The 19403-nt window shown below is 70.0% G+C and carries 19 protein-coding genes; 6 read left to right on the top strand and 13 right to left on the bottom strand.

Annotation, left to right across the window (positions count from 1 at the left end):
- The first annotated feature begins 22 nt into the window (after positions 1-22).
- From JHL17_RS02420 to JHL17_RS02430, 3 genes are all read left to right on the top strand, one after another.
- Positions 23-631: an HD domain-containing protein gene (locus JHL17_RS02420; RefSeq protein WP_200190456.1), complete on the top strand. Its 609-nt coding sequence runs from the start codon at positions 23-25 to the stop codon at positions 629-631.
- A gap of 342 nt (positions 632-973) precedes the next feature.
- Complete coding sequence (gene ccoG, locus JHL17_RS02425; RefSeq protein WP_200190457.1) at positions 974-2491, top strand: cytochrome c oxidase accessory protein CcoG; 1518 nt, start codon at positions 974-976, stop codon at positions 2489-2491.
- A gap of 202 nt (positions 2492-2693) precedes the next feature.
- Entirely contained in the window at positions 2694-3146 is a 453-nt protein-coding gene (locus tag JHL17_RS02430; RefSeq protein ID WP_200190458.1) for a RidA family protein, read from the top strand.
- A gap of 15 nt (positions 3147-3161) precedes the next feature.
- Here JHL17_RS02430 and JHL17_RS02435 read toward each other — a convergent pair whose 3' ends face one another.
- The 9 genes from JHL17_RS02435 to JHL17_RS02475 all read right to left on the bottom strand — a co-directional run bounded on the left by JHL17_RS02435 (position 3162) and on the right by JHL17_RS02475 (position 12510).
- Complete coding sequence (locus JHL17_RS02435) at positions 3162-4493, bottom strand: amidase (RefSeq protein WP_200190459.1); 1332 nt, start codon at positions 4491-4493, stop codon at positions 3162-3164.
- 102 nt (positions 4494-4595) lie between these two features.
- The gene (locus tag JHL17_RS02440; RefSeq protein ID WP_200190460.1) at positions 4596-5294 is read right to left on the bottom strand and encodes an RraA family protein; all 699 of its coding nucleotides are present in this window, start codon (positions 5292-5294) and stop codon (positions 4596-4598) included.
- A 20-nt stretch (positions 5295-5314) separates the two neighbouring features.
- Positions 5315-6115, bottom strand: a complete 801-nt coding sequence (locus JHL17_RS02445; protein WP_200190461.1) for an SDR family oxidoreductase — start codon at positions 6113-6115, stop codon at positions 5315-5317.
- Between the two features lie 45 nt (positions 6116-6160).
- Positions 6161-7018, bottom strand: a complete 858-nt coding sequence (locus JHL17_RS02450; RefSeq protein ID WP_200190462.1) for an aspartate dehydrogenase — start codon at positions 7016-7018, stop codon at positions 6161-6163.
- Positions 7019-7073: 55 nt separating this feature from the next.
- On the bottom strand, positions 7074-7976 hold the full coding sequence (locus tag JHL17_RS02455; protein ID WP_200190463.1) for a polysaccharide deacetylase family protein: 903 nt from the start codon (positions 7974-7976) through the stop codon (positions 7074-7076).
- Positions 7977-8004: 28 nt separating this feature from the next.
- The gene (locus JHL17_RS02460; protein WP_200190464.1) at positions 8005-8967 is read right to left on the bottom strand and encodes a substrate-binding domain-containing protein; all 963 of its coding nucleotides are present in this window, start codon (positions 8965-8967) and stop codon (positions 8005-8007) included.
- Positions 8964-9971 carry an ABC transporter permease gene (locus JHL17_RS02465; protein ID WP_200190465.1) on the bottom strand — a complete coding sequence of 336 codons (1008 nt, stop codon included), beginning with the start codon at positions 9969-9971 and terminating at the stop codon, positions 8964-8966. The genes JHL17_RS02460 and JHL17_RS02465 overlap by 4 nt, the downstream gene beginning before the upstream one ends.
- Positions 9968-10972: an ABC transporter permease gene (locus JHL17_RS02470; RefSeq protein ID WP_200190466.1), complete on the bottom strand. Its 1005-nt coding sequence runs from the start codon at positions 10970-10972 to the stop codon at positions 9968-9970. The genes JHL17_RS02465 and JHL17_RS02470 overlap by 4 nt, the downstream gene beginning before the upstream one ends.
- Positions 10969-12510 (bottom strand): sugar ABC transporter ATP-binding protein, encoded by a 1542-nt coding sequence (locus JHL17_RS02475; protein ID WP_345773738.1) that lies wholly within the window; start codon positions 12508-12510, stop codon positions 10969-10971. The genes JHL17_RS02470 and JHL17_RS02475 overlap by 4 nt, the downstream gene beginning before the upstream one ends.
- Before the next feature lie 139 nt (positions 12511-12649).
- On the opposite strand from JHL17_RS02475, the gene JHL17_RS02480 reads away from it, so the two are divergent.
- Entirely contained in the window at positions 12650-13663 is a 1014-nt protein-coding gene (locus tag JHL17_RS02480) for a LysR substrate-binding domain-containing protein (RefSeq protein WP_200190468.1), read from the top strand.
- 18 nt (positions 13664-13681) lie between these two features.
- On the opposite strand, the gene JHL17_RS02485 is transcribed toward JHL17_RS02480, so the two are convergent.
- The 3 genes from JHL17_RS02485 to JHL17_RS02495 all read right to left on the bottom strand — a co-directional run bounded on the left by JHL17_RS02485 (position 13682) and on the right by JHL17_RS02495 (position 17715).
- Positions 13682-16528, bottom strand: coding sequence for a [protein-PII] uridylyltransferase (locus JHL17_RS02485; RefSeq protein ID WP_200190469.1), 2847 nt, complete (start codon positions 16526-16528; stop codon positions 13682-13684).
- A gap of 245 nt (positions 16529-16773) precedes the next feature.
- A complete protein-coding gene (locus JHL17_RS02490; RefSeq protein WP_200190470.1) occupies positions 16774-17274 on the bottom strand; it encodes a PIN domain-containing protein in 501 nt (166 codons plus the stop codon).
- A 3-nt stretch (positions 17275-17277) separates the two neighbouring features.
- A complete protein-coding gene (locus tag JHL17_RS02495) occupies positions 17278-17715 on the bottom strand; it encodes a type II toxin-antitoxin system Phd/YefM family antitoxin (RefSeq protein ID WP_200190471.1) in 438 nt (145 codons plus the stop codon).
- A 65-nt stretch (positions 17716-17780) separates the two neighbouring features.
- Between JHL17_RS02495 and JHL17_RS02500 the strand changes: the two genes are divergently transcribed.
- Both JHL17_RS02500 and JHL17_RS02505 read left to right on the top strand, forming a co-directional pair.
- Positions 17781-18131 carry a hypothetical protein gene (locus tag JHL17_RS02500; RefSeq protein WP_200190472.1) on the top strand — a complete coding sequence of 117 codons (351 nt, stop codon included), beginning with the start codon at positions 17781-17783 and terminating at the stop codon, positions 18129-18131.
- A gap of 201 nt (positions 18132-18332) precedes the next feature.
- Positions 18333-18656 carry a hypothetical protein gene (locus JHL17_RS02505; RefSeq protein WP_200190473.1) on the top strand — a complete coding sequence of 108 codons (324 nt, stop codon included), beginning with the start codon at positions 18333-18335 and terminating at the stop codon, positions 18654-18656.
- Positions 18657-18686: 30 nt separating this feature from the next.
- Here the strand turns inward: JHL17_RS02505 and JHL17_RS02510 are convergent, their stop codons facing one another.
- Positions 18687-19193 carry a hypothetical protein gene (locus JHL17_RS02510; RefSeq protein ID WP_200190474.1) on the bottom strand — a complete coding sequence of 169 codons (507 nt, stop codon included), beginning with the start codon at positions 19191-19193 and terminating at the stop codon, positions 18687-18689.
- Positions 19194-19403: the final 210 nt, after the last annotated feature.

Genomic DNA, 19403 nt, shown 5'->3' on the forward strand with positions numbered 1-19403 from the left:
ATGCCCCAGCCGAGAGAACACCATGAGCGAGCCGAACGTCTCCCTGCCAAACGCTTCCGTGCCGAACGCCTCCTTGCCGAATGCTCCCCTGCTCGACTTCGCGCGGGCGCTGGATTTCGCCGCGCACAAGCACATCGACCAGCGCCGCAAGGGCGTGCGTGCCGAACCCTACGTCAACCACCTGTCGGAAGTGGCCCTGCTGGTGGCCCAGGCGACGGAAGGCCGGGATCCGGTCGTGGTGATCGCCGCCCTGCTGCACGACACGCTGGAGGACACCGACGCCAGCTATGAGGAGATCGAGCAGCTGTTCGGCACCGAGGTGGTGCGGGTCGTCGCCGAGACCACCGACGACAAGCGCATGTCGAAGACCGAGCGCAAGCAGCACCAGATCGACGCCGCCCCCAAAGCCTCGACGCGGGCGAAGCTGGTGAAGCTGGCCGACAAGGTGTCGAACCTGCGCTCCATGGCGCACAGCCCGCCCGCCGACTGGCCGCTGTCGCGCAAGGTCGAGTATTTCGAATGGGCCCATGCGGTGGTCGCCGGCCTGCGCGGGATCGACGCCCGGCTGGAGGCGCTGTTCGACCGCGCCTATCACGACGGCCTGGCGGAGCTGCGCGGGCAGTCGGTGTGAGGGGGGAGAGCGGTCGCCCGACCGCAGAACCGCGTCGCCGCGGGCAACGATTCACACGGATTACACGGATTTTGACACGGATTACACGGATTGGGTCTCGCCCTGGCACGGGATGCCTGGATACCGGGCGCGATGAAACTGGCAGTTCCGTGAAATCCGTTTTGAATCCGTGAAATCCGTGTCGATCTTGCCGGCATCGCCGATGCGTCGGGTTCAAGCGGGCGCTCGCCAGATTAAGCGGGCCGGATTGACATCGCGCAATGCGGTTTCATCACGGAAGTCTTATGGAGAAGGGACGACACGAGACCTCACCCGTGGCGCTGACGGCCGAGGAAAGATGCCATGTCCCTTCCGCAACGAGACACCACCCTCCCCCGCCGCCCCGCCCCGGCCGGCAAGACCAGCCCTCCGGCGCAGGGCGGCCAGCATGAAGAGCCGGGACGCCACTGGTTCATCGACCGGCCGAAGGTCTATGCCGCCGACGTGAAGGGCCGCTTCCGCCAGTTGAAGTGGGCGGCGCTGGTCGTCCTGCTGGCGATCTACTACGTCACGCCGTGGATCCGCTGGGAACGCGGGCCGGGGATTCCGGACCAGGCGGTGCTGATCGACATGGTTGGGCGCCGTGCCTATTTCCTGTGGATCGAGATCTGGCCGCAGGAGGTCTATTACCTGACCGGCCTGCTGATCCTGGGCGCTTTCGGCATCTTCTTCGCCACCACGCTGGCCGGGCGCATCTGGTGCGGCTATGCCTGCCCGCAGACGGTGTGGACCGACCTGTTCATGTGGGTGGAGCGCAGGATCGAAGGGCCGCGCACCACCCGCATCCGGCTGGACAAGGCGCCGACGAGCGGGGCGAAGCTGGCGCGCAAGGCCGCCAAGCATGCGGCCTGGCTGGCGATCTCGCTGCTGACCGGCGGGGCCTGGGTGTTCTACTTCAACGACGCGCCGACGCTGATGAACGATCTGCTGCATGGGGAGATCACCAGCGGCGTCGCCACCTTCATCGCGCTGTTCAGCTTCACCACCTACTTCTTCGCCGGCTGGGCGCGCGAGCAGATCTGCATCTATGTCTGCCCGTGGCGCAGCTTCCAGTCGGCGATGGTGGACGAGGACACCTTCCTGGTCACCTATGAGGACTGGCGCGGCGAGGGCCGCGCCCCGCTGCGCAAGTCGCAGGGCTGGGACGAACGGCAGGCGGCGGGCTTGGGCGACTGCATCGACTGCAAGCAATGCGTCCATGTCTGCCCCACCGGCACCGACATCCGCGAAGGCCAGCAGATCTCCTGCATCGGCTGCGGCCTGTGCGTCGATGCCTGCAACGACGTGATGCGGCAGATCGGCCGGCCGCTCGATCTCGTCCGCTTCGACACCCAGTCGAACCAGATCGCCAAGATCGACGGCAAGCCGGAGCGGGTGAAGCTGGTCCGCCCGCGCACGGTGATCTATTCCCTGATCATGCTGGTGGTGCTCTGCGCCATGGGCATCGCGCTGATGCTGCGGCCGACGCTGGACGTCAGCGTGTTGCGCGACCGGGCACCGCTGTTCGTCAGCCTGTCGGACGGGTCGGTGCAGAACGCCTACACCATCAAGCTGCTGAACAAGACGCATGCCGGCCGCAGCTATGCCGTCAGCATCGACGGCTTGCGCGACGCGCACCTGTCGGTGGCGGGGGATGAGGCGGCCGGCAGCGGCGGCAGCCTGACGCTGACGGCGGACGCGGACTCGGTGGCGACCTACCGCGTGTTCGTGAAGGTGCCGGCGGCGGCGGTGAAGACGGGTTCGACCGACGTGGCGGTGGTCGCCAAGGATCAGGCCAGCGGCGAGGTCGGCAGGCACGCCAGCGTGTTCATGGCGCCTTGAGGGCATCCTGCCCTCTCCCGCCTGTACTTCGTTCGGGCGGGACCGGGAGATCGCAGCGCCCGGAAAACCCGGACGGCCCGTCGCCAGAATCGGAATGCATGAATATCTCTCATGCATCGAGGATCGATAAATCGTTTGTCGGCAACCGGCTGGATGCGGAGGTTTGGCCCAAGGCTTCAGCATCGACAACGGAGGATTTGCCTTGGCAAAAGAGATCGAACGCTACGCGCTGCATGAGTCCTCTCCCTACCGGACCCAATTCTTGGAATCGGTGCGGGTGCCGGTCGACGGAACCGAGTTCCTGATGCTCAGCGGCCTGACGCCGCCGGTCGTCGACCGCTCCGTGCCCGACGACCGGGTCGAGGCCTATGGCGACACGGAGACGCAGACCCGCAACATCCTTGAGGCGCTGAAAGCCACGCTGGAACGGCGCGGCTATGGCCTGAACGACGTGGTCAAGATCCAGGCCTTCCTGGTCGGCGACGCGCGGATGGACGGACGGGCCGATTTCCAGGGCTTTTCCCGCGCCTACGCGGAGGCCTTCGGTACCACCGAAACCCCGAACATTCCGGTGCGCACCCGCGTGCAGGTGGCCGGCTTGGTGGAACCGGGCTGGCTGGTGGAAATCGAGGCGATGGCCGCCAAGGCGGGGTGACCGCCGTCGCGACCGTCAGGCGGACCCGGCCGGCAGTCCGCCGAACCGTTCGGCGATGGATAGAACCAGATCGTCCGCGCCGGGTCGCCCGACGATCTGGACCCCCACAGGGATCCCGTTGCGGTCGTACCCGGCCGGCAGCGCCAGCGCCGGCAGGCCAAGCAGGCTGAAGGGACGGTTGAAGCGCAGGAAGGCCAGGGTGGTGGCGCCGGCGGTGGACACGTCGTCGTCATCGACACCATCCAGGCGCGGAGCCGGCACCCCGATCAACGGACAGAGCAGGATGTCCGCCGCCGCGAAAGCGCCCCCGATCACCGCCTCCCGGTGGACCTCGCGGTTGCGCAGCGCCTGGTCGTAGGCGTCGCCCCCCACCTCGGCCGCCGCGGCCAGACGCCGCCGCACCGCCGCCGGGTACCGATCCGGCCGCTCGGCCAGCGCCTTGCGGTGCAGGGCCGACGCCTCGAACGCCGTGATGGTCCCGGCGCAGGCGTTCAGCGCGTCGAGCGACGGCAGGGCGACCTCGGTCGCCACCGCCCCGCCCGCAGTCATCCGGCGCAGGACGGAGTGGAGGATCGTGGCGATCTCCGGATCCACCGCGGTCCGGATCCAGTCCGCCGGCAAACCGACACGCAGGGGCCCGACACGCAGGGGCCCGATACGCGGAGGACCGGCCCCCGGATCCTGTTGCTCCCTGGACACCGGATCGCGCACCACGGCGAACACCGCGCGCAGCAGGGCGGGATCGCGGGCGATGAGGCCGATGACGTCCTGCGACGGCGACAGCGGCGCGATGCCGGGGTCGCTGATGACCCCGGCGGTCGGCTTGAAGCCGAGAACGCCGCAGAGGGCGGCCGGGATGCGCACCGACCCGCCGGTGTCGGTGCCGAGCGCGAAGGGCAGGATGCCGGCCGCGACCGCCGCCGCCGACCCGCTCGACGACCCGCCGACGGCGAACCGCGAATCCACCGGATTCAGCACCCGCCCGAAATAGGGATTGAGCCCGGTGGCGGCATAGCAATGCGGATCGAGGTTCAGCGCCCCGACGGCGATGGCGCCGGCCGCCGCCAGACGGTCGAGCGTCACGCTGGTCCGCTCCCCATCCCAGCGGTAGCCATGCCCGACCCCCACCGTCGGCCGCCGCTCGGCGGTGACGAAAACGTCCTTGTGGGCGAAGGGCAGGCCCCAGGGCGCCGGTCGCGGATCATCCGCCGAGGCCGCCGACAGCGACCGCGCCCGCTCCTCCGCTTCGGGGAACAGCTCGATGAAGGCGTTGAGCCGGCTGGCGCGCGCCGCGGCCAGGGCGGCCGCGACGGCCTGGACGGGGTCGCGGGGAGACTCGGCGGTCATGCGGAGACCCTTTCAACAATGGTGTCGCGGCGCGGGAGGATGGCGGCGATCCCGGAACGGCCCCGTCTCCGGCAGGCGGAAGCGGGACCGCCCGCCGGGGCGTCAGACGTGGCCGTAACGCTCCAGCGCCTGCGCCAGGGTCAGGCCGTTCGACAGCTCCTCGCGGATGCGGATCTCGGTGGCCGTCAGCGCCTCCGATTCCGCCAGCACCTGCGGAACGATGGCCGCCGGGATGGCGAGCGCGCCGTCCTCGTCGGCCAGGATGAAGTCGCCCGGCTCGATCCGCACCCGCTCCACCGTGGCCCCGCGCAGGAAGACCGGGACCTGCCAGGCGTTGACCTTCCAGCGGCCGATCGACTGCACCGGCGTGCGGTAGCGGGCGTAGACCGGGAAGCCGTGATGGCCGAGCCAGCGCACGTCGCGGATGCCGCCGTCGACCAGCGCGCCGGTGCTGCCGCGCTCCTTCATGCCGATGGCGATCAGCTCGCCGAAATAGCAGATGCCGTCGCCGTCGCCGCTCCATACCGACACCTCGCCGGGCGACAGCCCCTGGCACGCCGCCATCTTGTCGGCGTCGCCGCCCAGCGGATAGGGCGTCATCTGGCCGCGGATGGTGTAGGCCCAGCCGGCCAGCCGCCCGGCGGTGGCGGGATAGGGCATGAATTCCGCCGCCAGCCCCTGGTCGGGCCAGCCCATCACGTCGAGCACGTCGGCGACGTTGGAGGTGTCGACGGCCAGGAAGCGGGTGCGGATGTCCTCGCGCTCTGCGGCGGAGAGGACGGTGTCGGTGCTGCTGCTCATACTGGGGATCCTTCGGACTTTCAGATGCTGGGGATGTAGCCGCCGTCCACCCGCAGGGTGGAGCCGGTGACGTAGGCGGCGCGCTCGCTGGCCAGGAAGGCGACGGCGTCGGCGTATTCGCGGGGCTCGCCGTAGCGGGCCATCGGGATGGCGGCGGTGCTCTCGGCGACGATTTCGGCGACCGGCCGGTTCTCGCGAGCCGCCTTGCTCTCGTCGAGGAAGCGGATGCGGTCGGTGGCGATGCGGCCGGGCAGGACGACGTTGACGGTCACGCCGTCGGCCGCCACCTCGCGGGCCAGCGACTTGGACCAGCCGACCAGCGACAGGCGCAGCGCGTTGGACAAAGCGAGGTTGGGGATCGGCGCCACGACGCCCGACGAGGCGCTGGTGACGATCCGGCCCCAGCGCCGGTTCCGCATGCCGGGCAGCACGCGGTCGGTGATGCGGATGACCGACAGCACCATCGCCTCGAACTGCGCCGACCAGATCTTCGGATCGACGCCGCTGGCCGGCGACGGCGGCGGGCCGCCGGTGTTGTTGACCAGGATATCGATTGCGCCGAACCGCTCCTCGGCCAGGGCGACGTTGCGGTCGGTGGCCGCCGCGTCGCCCAGGTCCCAGACGATGGGAAGGCAGGGCGCGGCGGTTTCCGCGCCGGCAATTTCGGTGAGAGCGGCGCTGGTGGCGGCCAGCGACGGCGCGTCGCGGTCGGCGATGACGAGGTTGGCGCCTTCGCGCGCCAGACCCAGGGCGATGGCGCGGCCGAGCCCGCCCCCGGCGCCCAGCACCAGCGCGGTGCGGCCGGAAAGTCCGAGATCCATGACGAATCCCCCTTCTGTTTTTCGTTTCTTGCTGAAATCAGTCGCTCAGGAGCCGACGCGCAGCGGCGCGCGCAGCTTGCGCAGATAGGCCAGCACCGACAGGGCGGTGATGCGGCCGGTCTTCGGGTTGTCGGTCGGGATGTTCTCGATCGCCATGGTGAAGGTCGCCGAGTCCGCCTCGACCTCAATGCGGTGGGTGTTGCGCTCCAGCGCCGGGTCGGCCCAGATCTCCAGCGTCGTGCGGTCGGGGCCGATGCCGGCCAGCGACAGCGCCACCGCCACGTTCAGGTTGGCCGGGAAGCCGACCGCCGCCTCGCGCGGGGTGCCGTGGAAGATGCGCAGCGGGCTGATGATGTCCTCGATGGCGATGTTGTTCTCGACCAGATAGGGGGCGCCGACCAGACCGCGCACCGGCTTGCGGGTCACCATGCGCACGGCACGGATTTCCCCCTCCGCCGCCGCCGTCACCGCGTCGAGCCCGAGCAGCGCCCCGGTCGGCACGACGATCTGTCCGCCATGGGCGCGGGCGGTGGCGACCAGCCCGTCATTGGCCAGCAGGGCGCCGGAGCTGAGTACCACCGCCGTCTTGCCGGCGCGGAGGAACGGCTCGACGATGGCCGGAAGCAGCGCGGCGGGGGCGCATTCGACGACGAGGTCGGCGAGCGGCTCCAGCTCTGCGATGTCCACCACCGGCACCGGGTGGGTCAGGGCGGACAGGCGGTCCGCCGCCGCCGCCTTGTCGCGGGCCGAAACGGCGGTCAGGACGCAGCCGTCGAGCCCCTCGTCGAGCGCCTCGACGATCTTCAGCCCGACGGCGCCGAGGCCGGCGACGGCGACCCGCAAGGGGGGCAGAGCGCGGGCGTGCGCCGGGGTTTGGGACAGCCCAAGGGGCGTCTCAGTCATGATGGAACCTTTCGGATGGGAGCCGGCCCGCGGGGGGGCCGGCGTCAGGAATGGATCAGGAGACGGCTGGGCCGGAGTCGACCGGCGGCGGCATCAGACCGGCGAAATGGTCGGCGATCTGACCGGCGGTGGCGAACCAGACCTCGTCGCGGTGGGCGTCGAGATGCTCCAGCACCCGGCGGAACTGCTTGATGCGGAAGGGCTGGCCGATGATGAAGCTGTGGATGGTGATGCCGTAGGCGAGCGGCTGGTCCTTCGACTGGCGCAGCATCTCGTCGAAATTGTCGATGGCCATGTCGGCGAAGGCCGGCGCCGTGCCGTCGTGCAGCACCACCATCGGCACGTCGTTCACCTCATGCGGATAGGGCACGCTCAGCAGCGGCCCGCCGGTGGTCCGCATCCACACCGGCTGGTCGTCCATCGGCCAGTCCAGCGTGTAGCGGTATCCGGCCTCGGCCAGCAGATCCTCGGTGTTGGCGCTGGGATGGGCGCCTGGGCTCATCCAGCCGGCGGGAGACTTGCCCTCGTGGCGGCGGATGGCCTCGGTCGCCTCGGCGATCAGGCGGCGCTCCTCCTCCAGGCCCATCCCGTTCTGGTGCTCGCCGTTGGTGCGGCCATGGGCGACGATCTCGTCGCTGCGGCGGCGCAGCGCCGCGACCAGCTCCGGGCAATGCTCGTAGCATTCGGTGTTGAGCAGCACGGTCAGCGGCAGGCGGTGGGCGTCGAACAGGTCGATCAGCCGCCAGCCGCCGACCCGGTTGCCGTATTCCCGCCACGCCCAATTGTAGCTGTTGGGGTGGCTCAGCCCCGGCGAATAGGGCAGCCCCAGGCCGCTGCCATAGGGGAAATGCTCGACGCAGAGCGCCACATAGACGGCCAGCCGCTTGCCCCCCGGCCAGGAGAAGTCGGGACGGTCGGTGATGGCGGAATAGGGGAAGCGGTCGTGGGAGGGGAGCATCGCTTGTCCTGCCTTCGGTTCGATATGGTCAGGGCCGATAGTCGGCCGGGGCGACGACCGAGCTTAGATCGACCTCGCCCAGCGTGTCAGAGGTGACGAGCAGCGCCGGCAGCACGACCTTGGCCTCGACCGGCTTCTTGCCGGCGGCGGCCAGCGCCTGGGTGAAGGCGGCGCGGCCCTGCGCCACCACCTGCTGGATGGAGGTGCAGGCCAGCTCGCGGTCCTTCAGAAGCTGCTGCGCCGTCGGGCTGAAGTTGGAGGCGGAGACCCGCACCGCCGGCATGCGGCCGGCGGCCTTCATCGCGGCGACCACGCCGGCCGCCATGTCGTCGGTGGCGGCGTAGACGCCCTTCAGCTCGGGAAAGCGCTGGGTCCAGTCCTCCGCCGTGGTCAGGGCGGCGTTGCGGTTGTCGGCCAGCCGGGATTCGGCGACGACCGTCACCCCCGGCGCCTCCTTCGCCAGCGTCTCGCGGAAGCCCTTGGCCCGCAGGTCGGACCAGGCCTGTCCGGTCGGCCCGGCCATCATCGCCACCTCGCCCTTGCCGCCGATGGCCTGGGCCAGACAGCGGGCCTGGAGACGGCCCATGTCGTAATGGTCGGCGCTGACCGTCGCGCTGAGCCGGTCGCTGTTGGGCGGCGAAGAAATGCCGACGACCGGGATGCCGCGGCCGACCGCCTGCTCCACCACTGCCCGCACCGCGTCGCCGTTGGTCGCGCCGACGATGATGGCGGCGACGCCGCGCTGGGCCAGATCCTGGATCTGGGCGATCTGCTGGCTGGTGTTGGCGTCGCCGCCGGCGTTCAGCTTGACCAGCGTGACGCCGGCGGCCTTGGCCTCCTGCTCCGCCCCGTAGACGGCGGAGATCCAGAAGGATGAGGCGAGGTTGGGGATGGCGAAGCCGATGGCCTTGTCCTGTGCCAGGGCCGGCGCGATGGAGAGCAGAAGAAGGGCGGCAAGGCTTCCGGCGAAGCGGATCGGGGAGCGGGTCATGTCCGTGTCCTTGATTGGGAGGGGAAGGACGGCAGGGAGCGCAGAAGCGTTTCCAGAAGGCCGGAGGCGATGATGACCACCCCGATGGCGATCTGGGCGACGAAGGGCGAGACGCCCTGGAGGTTGAGGCCGGTCAGCAGCACCTGGATGAAGGCGGCCCCGGTCACGACGGCGGCCACGCTGGCGATGCCACCGCTGAGCGCGGTGCCGCCGATGACCGCGGCGGCGATGGCCTGAAGCTCCATCCCCGCGCCTTCGGTCGGCAGGCCGGAGCCGGCGCGGACCGTCATCAGCACCCCGGCGAGGCCGGCGAACAGGCCGCACAGGCCATAGGCCCAGAGCTGGACGCGCCGGGTGTCGACGCCGACCAGCGCCACCGCCTCGGGGTTCGAGCCGGCCATCAGGATGCGCCGGCCGGCGAGGCTGCGGCCGACCAGCAGGGCGGCTCCGACCGCCAGGACCAGCGCCGCCCAGCTGGCGGCGGGCAGGACCGGCATCGGCTCGAAGCCGAGACGGGTCACCGCGCCGGCCGCGTCGAGCGGCACCACCTGCCCGTCGCCGGTGATCAGCAGCGACAGGCCGCGCACCGCGATCAGGCTGCCCAGCGTGGCGACCACCGGCTGGAGGCCGAGCGTGCCGACCAGCGCGCCGTTGACCAGCCCGCAGAGCAGCCCCGCCAGCGCCCCGGCGGCCAGCCCGGGCAGGCCCCAGGCATTGCAGGCCATCGCCGCGCAGACGCTGGACAGGGCGGCGACGGCGCCGACCGAGATGTCGAAACCCCGGGTCGCCAGCACGAACATCTGGCCGATGGCGAGCAGGGCGAGAACCCAGACCTGCGCCCCGATGTTGGCGGCGTTGCCCAGGCTGAGGAAGCGCGGCGCGGTGGCCGCGAACACCGCCACCGCCAGGATCAGGCAGAGCGGCGCGACCCGGAAGGGGACGGGAAGGACGGAGCCGGCGATGCGCAGGCCATCGGCGGAACGGCGCAGGAAACGGGCGCTCATGACCGGTCCTCCTCCAGCTGGCGGGCGGGCCGGACCGGCAGCAGCAGGAGCAGCAGGGGCGCCCGCTGGAGGATCACGGCACCGAGGATCACCGCGGCGATCATCAGCTGCTGGTAGGCGACGGGCAGGTTCAGCAGCACCACCGCGTTGTTCAGCATGGCGATGACCAGCACGCCGCACAGCGTCTGCACCGCCCTGCCCTGCCCGCCCGCCAGCGGGATGCCGCCGACGGCGCAGGCCGCGATGGTCTCGAACGGCAGGTTGGGGGCGAGGCCGGGCTGGCCGGAGGCGACCCGGCTGGTCAGGATGACGGCGGCAAGCGCGCAGAAGGCGCCGGCCAGCAGATAGCCCGCCAGCACCGACCGCCATACCGTGATGCCGGACAGCCGCGCCGCCGTGCCGTTGGCGCCGACGAGGTACCAGAGCCTGCCGGCGCGGGTGTGGGCGAGCAGGAGGTGCAGCAGGGCGAAGCTTGCCGCCGCCGCCAGGATCGGCACCGGGATGCCGGCGACCCGGCCGCGCGCCGGCCAGGAAAAGGCGTCGCTCGGCGGCGCGTCGATCGGCAGCCCGCCGGCCAGCACCGCCGCCCCGCCGCCGGCCACCATCAGCATGCCGAGCGTGACCAGGAAGGGCGGCAGGGAAAAGCGCGCGACCAGCGTGCCGTTGACGAGACCCACCAGCAGCACCGAGGCCGCGCCGGCCGCGAAGCCGCCGGCCACCCCGGCGGACGGCAGGGCCAGCACCGTCACCACGCTGGCCAGCGCCGCCGACGCGCCGAAGGAGAACTCGATCCCGCCGAGGATCAGCACGATGGTCTGGCCGCAGGCGGCGATGCCGAGGATGGAACCGACCCGCAGCAGATTTTCCAAGTTGCCGGCGCTGGCGAAGCGCGGCACCGCCAGGGCGAAGACGCAGAACAGCAGCAGGACGACCCAGGCGGCGGCGGGCGGGTTGAGACGGCCGGAGAAGCGGCGCGGCCGGGCGCCGGTCAGGGCCATCATGCCGCCCTCCGGCCGGCCAGCCGGTCCATCAGGGCGGCGCGGCCGGTGCCGCGCGGCAGTTCGCCGTCGAGGCTGCCGTGCCGCACGACCAGGATGCGGTGCGACAGGGCCATGACCTCGTCGAGGTCGCTGGAGGCGACGATGACGGAGACGCCCCGGCCGGCGGCCTCGACCAGCGCGTCGTGGATGGTTTCCCGCGCGGCGATGTCGACGCCGCGCGTCGGCTCCAGCACCACCAGGACCCGCAGGTCCGGCACCGCCAGATTGCGCGACAGCAGCAGCTTCTGCTGGTTGCCGCCGCTGAATCCGGCGGCTGGCCGCTCCGGCTGGAAGGGGTGCAGGTTCAGCCGGCGCAGCCAGGGCATCAGCGCCGCCGCCTCGCCGCCCGGCCGCAGCAGCCCGCCGCGCGAGAACAGCGCGACGGTCGAGGAGGAGGCGTTCTGGAGCGCCGCCAGCGGGCCGAACAGCCCCTCGGCGTGGCGGTCGGCCGGGACATAGCCGACCCCGGCGGCGACGGCCCGCGCGCGGTCGCCCGGCGGTAGCGCCTCCCCCCGCACGGCGAGCGTGCCGGCGGCGACCGGCCGGGCCCCCGCCAGCGCCGCCGCCAGCTCCAGGGCGCCCGACCCGACCAGCCCGGCCAACCCGACGATCTCGCCGGCCCGCACGGTGATGTCGGCGGCAGTGTCCGCCGGCCCCAGCCGCAACCCGGTCGCGGTCAGCACCGGACCGCCCGGCTGCGGCAAGGCGCGGTCGCCGGACTCCACCATGTCGCCCAGCATGGCGCGGACCAGCTCGGCACGGCTGAGCGAGGCCAGCGGCTCGGCGTCGATCACCGCGACGCCGTCGCGCAGGACGGTGACGTCGTCGGCCAGCGCCTCGATCTCGTCGAACTTGTGGCTGATGAAGAGAACGGCGGTGCCCTCCGCACACAGGCGGCGGACCACGCCGAACAGCCGGTCGGTCTCGTCATGGGTCAGAGCGGCGGTCGGCTCGTCCAGCACCAGCAGCGTGCAGCGTTGCCCCAGCCCGCGGGCGATCTCCACCAGCTGGCGCTCGCCGACCGACAGCCGCTCGACCGGGAGGTCGAGGTCGCAGCCGAGGCCGACCGCGTCCAGCCAGGCCCGCGCCGTGGCGCGCGGCACCAGGGACGGCCCGGCGCGCAGACCCGCTGCGCCTGCGATGGCGAAGGCCGACAGGTTCTCCAGCACCGACAGATGGGGGAACAGGCTGAGATGCTGGTAGATCGGGATCACCCCGGCGGCGATCGCCTGCCGCACTCCGGCGAAACGGGTGGGAACGCCGTTCAGTGCGATCCGCCCGCGGTCGGGCTGGATCGCGCCGACGACGATCTTCACCAGCGTGCTCTTGCCGGCACCGTTCTCGCCAAGAAGCGCATGGACCTTTCCCGGCCGCAGCCGCAACGAAGCGTTGCGAAGTGCACAGGTCGCCCCGTAATTCTTGGCAATGCCGCTGACTTCGAGCGTCCAATCCTTACAGGGATCGCCCCTTGTCTGTCGTATCGTGGCTGTTCGTGTCACGGTAACCCTCGCGCTTGCCCTGTTTCTTTTGAACTCTGACGGTTCAGTGACAGGAAGCGTGCCGGAGGACAACGGACCTCACAAACGACTTGTTCGGCCCTCATGCATGACCTAGGCTCATCCATGGGAGGCCACGACGATGCCGAAACGACCGCTGCCGCCGCTCAACACCCTGCGCGGGTTCGACGCCGCCGCGCGGCACCTCTCCTTCACGCTGGCGGCCGACGAGCTGCACCTGACCCAGGGGGCGATCAGCCGGCAGGTGCGCGACCTCGAACTGGCGCTGGACTGCCAGCTGTTCCGCCGTATGACCCGGCGCATCGAACTGACGCCGGAGGGCGAGGATTTCGCCCGCACCGTCCGCGATACCTTGAGCGAGCTGGAGCGGGCGGCGCAGCGGATCGGCCGGTCGCGGACGACGCGCACGCTGACCATCTCGATCCTGCCGACCATCGCCTCGCTGTGGCTGATGCCGCGGCTGCATCTGTTCACGCAGGCCAACCCCGGCGTCGAGGTGCGGCTCATCTCGTCGATCGAGCCGTCCAACCTGCTGGCGCACGAGGCCGACATCGCGATCCGCGTCGGCCGCATGCCGGGCCGCCGCTACGAGCGCGGACAGCCGCGCATCGACCTGGACATGGTGACGAGCTGGGACGGCGTGCAGGCCGACGAACTGTTCCCCGACATCCTCCGCCCGGCCTGCGCGCCCACGCTGGCGGGTGAGGCGGTGCTGGAAGGCGGCCGGCCGGTGGTGCGCCTGCCGCTGATCCACACCTCCAGCCGGCGGCACGCCTGGCCCGACTGGCTGAAGGCGACCGGCGGAAAGGCCATCACCGGAACCGGCGGCGAGCTGGAGTTCGGCCATTTCTTCATGTCGCTGGACGCCGCCCGCCAGGGCCGCGGGATCGCCATCGTGCCCGACATCCTGCTGGCGCAGTACGACCGCCGTGCCGAACTGGCGATGCCGCTGCCATCCGAGGTTCGCAGCGCCGGCGAATATTACCTGCTGATCCACGAAAGCCGGCTGGACGATCCCCGGACGCAGGCTTTCCGCGGCTGGATCCTCGCGGAAGCCCGCAAGGCGCGCGACGGGCTGACGTCCGCGGTCGACCAGAACCTCAGCACCTCTCCTTCGCGGCTTTCCGATCTTTAGATCGGAGGTCCCGGCGGCTCAGGCCCCCGTCACCTTCGTCCTGGTCCGCTTGACGGTGGCGGGCGGCGGAGCGTCGCCGGTGGGGTCGTCGAGCGCGCTCAGCAGGCGTTCCTTGATCTTCGCCAGCTTGCCGTCATGCGTCACCTTCAGGCCGAAGACGTCCTTCACATAGAAGACGTCGATCGCCTTCTCGCCGAAGGTCGAGACCTTGGCCGAGCTGATCTGCAGGGTCAGGTTCGACAGGGCGCGGGTCAGGTCGTAGAGCAGGCCCGGGCGGTCGCGGCCGTTCACCTCGATCACCGTGTGGGTGGTGGAGGCGTTGTTGTCGATCAGCACGCGCGGCGGCACATGGAAGACGCGAGTGCGGCTGGCATGGCCGGTGCGGCGGGTCGACAGGTCGTTCAGCGGCTTCAGCTGGCCCGACAGCACCTTCTCGATCATCACCGACAGCTTGGCGAGCTTGTCGCCGCTCTCGAACGCGCCGCCGCCGGCGGCATCCTGGACGGAGAAGACGTCGAGCGCCATGCCGTTGGTCATGGTGAAGATGCGGGCGTCGACGATGTCGGCGCCGCAGGCGGCCAGCGCCCCGGCGAGGCGGGAGAACAGGCCGCTGTGGTCGGTGGCGTAGATCGTCACCTCGGTCACGGCGCGGCCGCGGTCGACGCGGGTCTCCACCGTCAGCGGACGCTGCGCCCGTTCGGCCTCGCGGACGAGGCGGGCCTGGTGGGCCAGCGTGTCGGTGTCGAAGGCCAGCCAATAGCCGGGATAGCCCAGGCCCTTGTGATGCTCGAACGCCGCGTCGTCGAAGTCGGTCAGCTCGGCGCGCAGGTTGGCCTGCGACGCCTGGATGCGGCGGCCGCGCCCTTCCACCGTCATGCCGCCGGACATCAGCTCCTCGGACCGGTTGTAGAGCTCGCGCAGAAGCGTGGCCTTCCAGTTGTTCCAGCGCTGCGGGCCGACGGCGCGGATGTCGGCCACCGTCAGCACCAGCAGCAGGCGCAGGCGCTCCGGCGACTGGACCAGCGCCACGAAGTCGCGGACGGTCTTGTCGTCCTCCAGGTCGCGCTTGAAGGCGGTGTGCGACATGGCGAGGTGCCAGCGCACCAGCCACGCCACCGTCTCCGTCTCCTCCGCCGTCAGGCCGAGGCGCGGACAGAGCTTTTCGGCGACGCGGGCGCCCAGCACGGAATGGTCGCCGCCGCGCCCCTTGGCGATGTCGTGCAGCAGGACGGCGACGTAGAGCGCCCGCTTCGACACCACCTTGTGGATCACCTCGGTCGACAGCGGCAGCTCGTCGGCATGCTCGCCCGACGCGATCTTGTGCAGGATGCCGAGCGCGAACAGCGTGTGCTCGTCCACCGTGTAGACATGGTACATGTCATACTGCATCTGCGCGACGACCCGGCCGAAGTCGGGGATGAAGCGGGCCATCACGCCCGCCTCGTTCATGCGGCGCAGCGTGATCTCCGGATCCTTCGGCCCGGTCAGGATGTCGAGGAAGAGCCGGTTGGCTTCGGGATCGTTGCGCAGCTTGGGGCCGATGGCGGACAGCGACCGGGTGATGGCGCGCAGCGCCGCCGGGTGGATGTCGATGTCGTTCATCTGCGCGGTGTGGAACAGCCGGATCATGTCGATCGGCTGTTCCTTGAACTGCTTGTCGCTGCGGGCGTTCAGCCGCTCGCCGTCGACGATGAAGCCGTCCACGTCCTTGCGCCTCGCGACCGAGGCCAGACGCAGCAGGTTGAAGCGGGGCGGACGCTTCGATTCGGCCTCCAGCGCCGCGCAGAAGATGCGCGTCAGGTCGCCGACGTCCTTGGCGACCAGGAAGTAATGCTTCATGAAGCGCTCGACGCCCTTGGTGCCGGCATGGTCGGTGTAGCCCATGGCGGCGCCGATGCTGGTCTGGACGTCGAAGGTCAGGCGGTCTTCCAGCCGGCCGGTCAGGTAATGCAGGTGGCAGCGCGCGGTCCACAGGAAGTTCTGCGCCTTGGCGAAGCGCTGCGCCTCCTCCGGCATCAGCACATGCTTGCCGACCAGCTCGTCGACGCCCTCGACGCGGTAAAGATACTTGGCGATCCAGAACAGGGTCTGGAGGTCGCGCAGGCCGCCCTTGCCGTCCTTCAGGTTCGGTTCCAGCACATAGCGGCTGTCGCCCATCTTCAGGTGGCGGTTGTCGCGCTCGGCCAGCTTGGCCTCGACGAATTCGGGACCGGTGCCGGCGACGACCTCCTTGTCGTAGCGCCGGCGCAGCTCGGCGAACAGCTTGCCCGGCCCCCAGAGATAGCGCGATTCGAGGATGGCGGTGCGGATGGTGACGTCGGCCTTGGACTGGCGGATGCAGTCGTCGACGCTACGCACGGCATGACCGACCTTCAGCCCCAGATCCCACAGGATGTAGAGCATGTATTCGACCACCTGCTCCACCCGCGGCGTCCGCTTGTAGGGCAGCAGGAACAGGAGGTCGATGTCGGAGAAGGGCGCCAGCTCGCCGCGGCCGTAGCCGCCGGTGGCCGCGACGTCGAACACCTCGCCGGAGGTCGGGTTGGCGGTGGGGAAGATGAAACGGACGGTGAAGTCGGCCAGCGTGCCGACCACGCGGTCGGCGAGATAGCAGTTCTCCCGCACGCATTGCTCGCCCGAGCCGCCGGCGTCGAAGCGCCGCCGCACCTCCGCCCTGCCCTCGGCCAGCGCCTTGCGCAGGCAGGCGATCAGCGCCGGGCGCAGCTTGTCGCCGGTGCCGTGCTCGGCGACCAGATCCTCGAGATCCCCCGACAGCTTGCGGCGGGAGATGATGGCGCGCTTGTTGGGAATGGCGGGGGCGGGCGTATCGGGCGGGGGCGGCGCCTTGGAGCGGGCGGACAGCATCGGTCGGGAAGAACCTCGGCTTCTATGGCGGCGTTCAGGCGATCCGGAACGGCCGCGACCACCGCACTATAGCGGTAAAGCCTTCAGGTAGCACGCCCGCACTGGAAAACCAGTGCCGTGGTCCCGGCGGGTCCATTCGAAGAAGCCGTCCACCGGCGTCGTTCCGCTGGAACGCTTCGTTGGTCGTCCAGGGGCCCCCCACCGGCATCAACGGCGATGCCAGCGTCATTAGGCGCCGGCCTCCCTCAGGGCGACGGCGGCTGGTGCCGGGTTCTCGGGTCGACCTGCCATTCCTGTGCGAAGGGATGATACAGCCCCGGAAGGGGGAAATGCTCGTGGATGCGTAGAAAGTCGTCCGTGTTGGCAGTCACCACGACCGCTTCATGGACGATGGCGGTTGCCGCGATGATCAGGTCCGCACCACTCTTCGGCCTGGAGTTCCGAGCATCCGGGAGCAGGAAGTTCTTCAACGCGGCCGTCGTGAACAGGTGAGCGTAGACGCGCGCGACATCAGCATCGAAGGCCACGATCGAGGCCTGACCCGACAGGACCAAACCGTCGAGCCAGACCTGGATCTCCTTCGCCTTCGCCCGATCACCCACCATGTCGATCCCGGCCTGGATCTCGAACACGGTGATCGCCGATATGGCGATCTCGTCAGCGGAAATCGCGTCCAGCCAAGCGACAAGGTTCGGATGTGGCCTCTTCCGGAAATTGCTGACGATGTTGGTGTCGAGGAGGTACACGGGTCACCCTCCGCTGCGCGGAGCAAATCCCATCGCTCCGGCGCCGCGCACCTGCGCCAGCGCTTTATCGACGTCATCCTCGTCACCGTCCTCGACACGAGCCTGCATCAGGAAGTCCTTCAAGGACGGCCGCATGCGATCGTAGTCGGCGCGCGACACCACAACGACCTCTTCACCGGTTCGCCGCCGGATCACCTGAGGAACACCGGAGAGAGCCGCATCCATGACGGCCGGCAAGTTCGTCCGCACGTCGCTCGCCTGCCAAACCCGCTCGCTCGTCGCCATCGACTCCTCCAACGATCGTCCGCACAAGAAGATGATGGCAAAATGCCAAGCCTTCAACTCAACCGTGAGATTGGATCGTACGGCCTGGGGCTTTTTCGCGCGGCTGCCGGAGAACAGCCGCAGACTGGATGGCGTGCCTCCGGTTGTGACGGCCATCACAGCGGCACCGGTCTTGCGAGGCCACACTGGTGCCATGTGGAGATCATCACGGGAGATTGACCATGACCGGCCGGAAGATGACTGGACCTGCGGCGGGAGAACCTTCCTTACGGGCGCGGCGGGAACTGGCGGCGCTGAACGACGGGCTGACATTGGCCGAACGCGGGCTGGGCCGCCAGACGACGGCGGCGCTGATGGCGCGGCTGCTGCGGGTGGCGGCGATGTTCCCGCGGTCGGTGGACGACACCCTGATGTGGCAGGTGACCGACCTCGTCACCGGTGACGACGTGTCGGACGGGGTGAAGCTGACGCTGATCCGCATGGGGTGGGCGTCGATTGTCCAGGCGCAATACAAGCTGCGGGGATTGCAGACGGTCTCCACCCCGAAGCACCGGCAGGCCGCCGCGGCCTGACCGGACGGAGTCGGACATACGGCATGAGGCCTGCAGAATCGAGCCGGCAAAATCTGCCCGGCGGCAGACTCCGCGGCCCCGGCAGAAGCCTCGGGACGTGGGACCGGAACGGCTGAGCGTCCGGCGTCGAAATTGCATCGCGGTCTGCGCCACCGGCACCTGCCGTCGGGCGAAGGCGCAACCAAAAGCGGGATCACCGCGATGCAGATCAACGGCTACAACGGCTATTCGGCCGGCCTCCAAGGTCAGACGCAGGCGGCGACCGCCCGGAAGGGCTGGGGTACCGCCGCCGGACCGACCACCGACACGGCCGCGGTCACCGACTTCCTGGCCGAAGCGAAGAAGACGCCGGCCGAGCGGATCCGCGACGACTGGCTCGCCCGTCACAAGATGACGGAGGACGACCTGAACGCGATGCCGCCCGAAAAGCGCGAGGCGATGGAAAAGGAATTCGCCGAGGAGCTGAAGCGGAAGCTGACCGGGCAGGACGCCAAGCGCGGCGCCGTGATGAACCTGACCGCCTGACCCCTGCCCGCTCCGCCTCCGCTTCGCCCGTCACGCCTCCCGCACCGTCACGTGGACGTTGCCGCCGCCCTCGCGCGCCAGCAGGGATGCCGCCTGCGCCTCCTGCTCCGGCCCGTCGACGCGCACCCACAGGATGACGCCGCCGGCCTCCAGCGCGCGGGTGAACTCGTCGGGCTTGGGGTGGCTGGTCAGCTCGTCCAGGTAATCCTTGATCGCCGCGCCGCCGACGCCGGCGGCGACCAGGGCCGCCACCGCCGCCTCGATCGGGCCGCCGACGATGGCGATCAGCCCGGCGGTGGTCAGGGGGAAGGCGTATTTCAGCTCGCCCACCAGACCGGTCAGCGCCTCGTCGCGCGGCTTGCCCTTCGGATTCGCGGCGTCCAGCGACGCGTGGCTGGCCAGGATCGACAGGTCGGCGCGGTCGAAGCCGGCCGCCAGGAGGGTTTCCACTGCCCGGTCGAAGCCGGCGCGGGTCGCGAAGAGGGCAACGACCTCCCGCACCTCGTCCGGTGCGGTTTCCTCGGTCATTTGCGTCATGATGGCCGTCTCCCTATCTTTCAGGTCGGAGGTTGGTCCGATCATTTCGGGGCCGCGCCGCCTGATCCTGCCGGCGAGGCCCTGCCCTATTGTAGCGACCGGCGGCGCGCGCCCGTCAACCGCAACGGGGACGCAAGGCGTCTCGTTCGTACGCGCCATATCGTCCCACATCCTGCCAAGCGGCCTATCCCGCGACTGCATATCCCGTGA

This window comes from Azospirillum endophyticum (genome assembly GCF_016595245.1).
In the GTDB taxonomy this organism is placed as follows: Bacteria; Pseudomonadota; Alphaproteobacteria; order Azospirillales; family Azospirillaceae; genus Azospirillum; species Azospirillum endophyticum.

Bases quoted from the DNA above. Each gene is read 5' to 3' on its own strand.
- JHL17_RS02485 (WP_200190469.1), bottom strand. From the start codon at position 16,528: ATGCTGTCCGCCCGCTCCAAGGCGCCGCCCCCGCCCGATACGCCCGCC.
- JHL17_RS02495 (WP_200190471.1), bottom strand. From the start codon at position 17,715: ATGGCCGTCACAACCGGAGGCACGCCATCCAGTCTGCGGCTGTTCTCC.
- JHL17_RS02440 (WP_200190460.1), bottom strand. From the start codon at position 5,294: ATGAGCAGCAGCACCGACACCGTCCTCTCCGCCGCAGAGCGCGAGGAC.
- JHL17_RS02500 (WP_200190472.1), top strand. From the start codon at position 17,781: ATGACCGGCCGGAAGATGACTGGACCTGCGGCGGGAGAACCTTCCTTA.
- JHL17_RS02480 (WP_200190468.1), top strand. From the start codon at position 12,650: ATGCCGAAACGACCGCTGCCGCCGCTCAACACCCTGCGCGGGTTCGAC.
- JHL17_RS02435 (WP_200190459.1), bottom strand. From the start codon at position 4,493: ATGACCGCCGAGTCTCCCCGCGACCCCGTCCAGGCCGTCGCGGCCGCC.
- JHL17_RS02420 (WP_200190456.1), top strand. From the start codon at position 23: ATGAGCGAGCCGAACGTCTCCCTGCCAAACGCTTCCGTGCCGAACGCC.
- JHL17_RS02450 (WP_200190462.1), bottom strand. From the start codon at position 7,018: ATGACTGAGACGCCCCTTGGGCTGTCCCAAACCCCGGCGCACGCCCGC.
- JHL17_RS02505 (WP_200190473.1), top strand. From the start codon at position 18,333: ATGCAGATCAACGGCTACAACGGCTATTCGGCCGGCCTCCAAGGTCAG.
- JHL17_RS02470 (WP_200190466.1), bottom strand. From the start codon at position 10,972: ATGATGGCCCTGACCGGCGCCCGGCCGCGCCGCTTCTCCGGCCGTCTC.
- JHL17_RS02455 (WP_200190463.1), bottom strand. From the start codon at position 7,976: ATGCTCCCCTCCCACGACCGCTTCCCCTATTCCGCCATCACCGACCGT.
- JHL17_RS02510 (WP_200190474.1), bottom strand. From the start codon at position 19,193: ATGACGCAAATGACCGAGGAAACCGCACCGGACGAGGTGCGGGAGGTC.
- JHL17_RS02465 (WP_200190465.1), bottom strand. From the start codon at position 9,971: ATGAGCGCCCGTTTCCTGCGCCGTTCCGCCGATGGCCTGCGCATCGCC.
- JHL17_RS02460 (WP_200190464.1), bottom strand. From the start codon at position 8,967: ATGACCCGCTCCCCGATCCGCTTCGCCGGAAGCCTTGCCGCCCTTCTT.
- ccoG (WP_200190457.1), top strand. From the start codon at position 974: ATGTCCCTTCCGCAACGAGACACCACCCTCCCCCGCCGCCCCGCCCCG.
- JHL17_RS02445 (WP_200190461.1), bottom strand. From the start codon at position 6,115: ATGGATCTCGGACTTTCCGGCCGCACCGCGCTGGTGCTGGGCGCCGGG.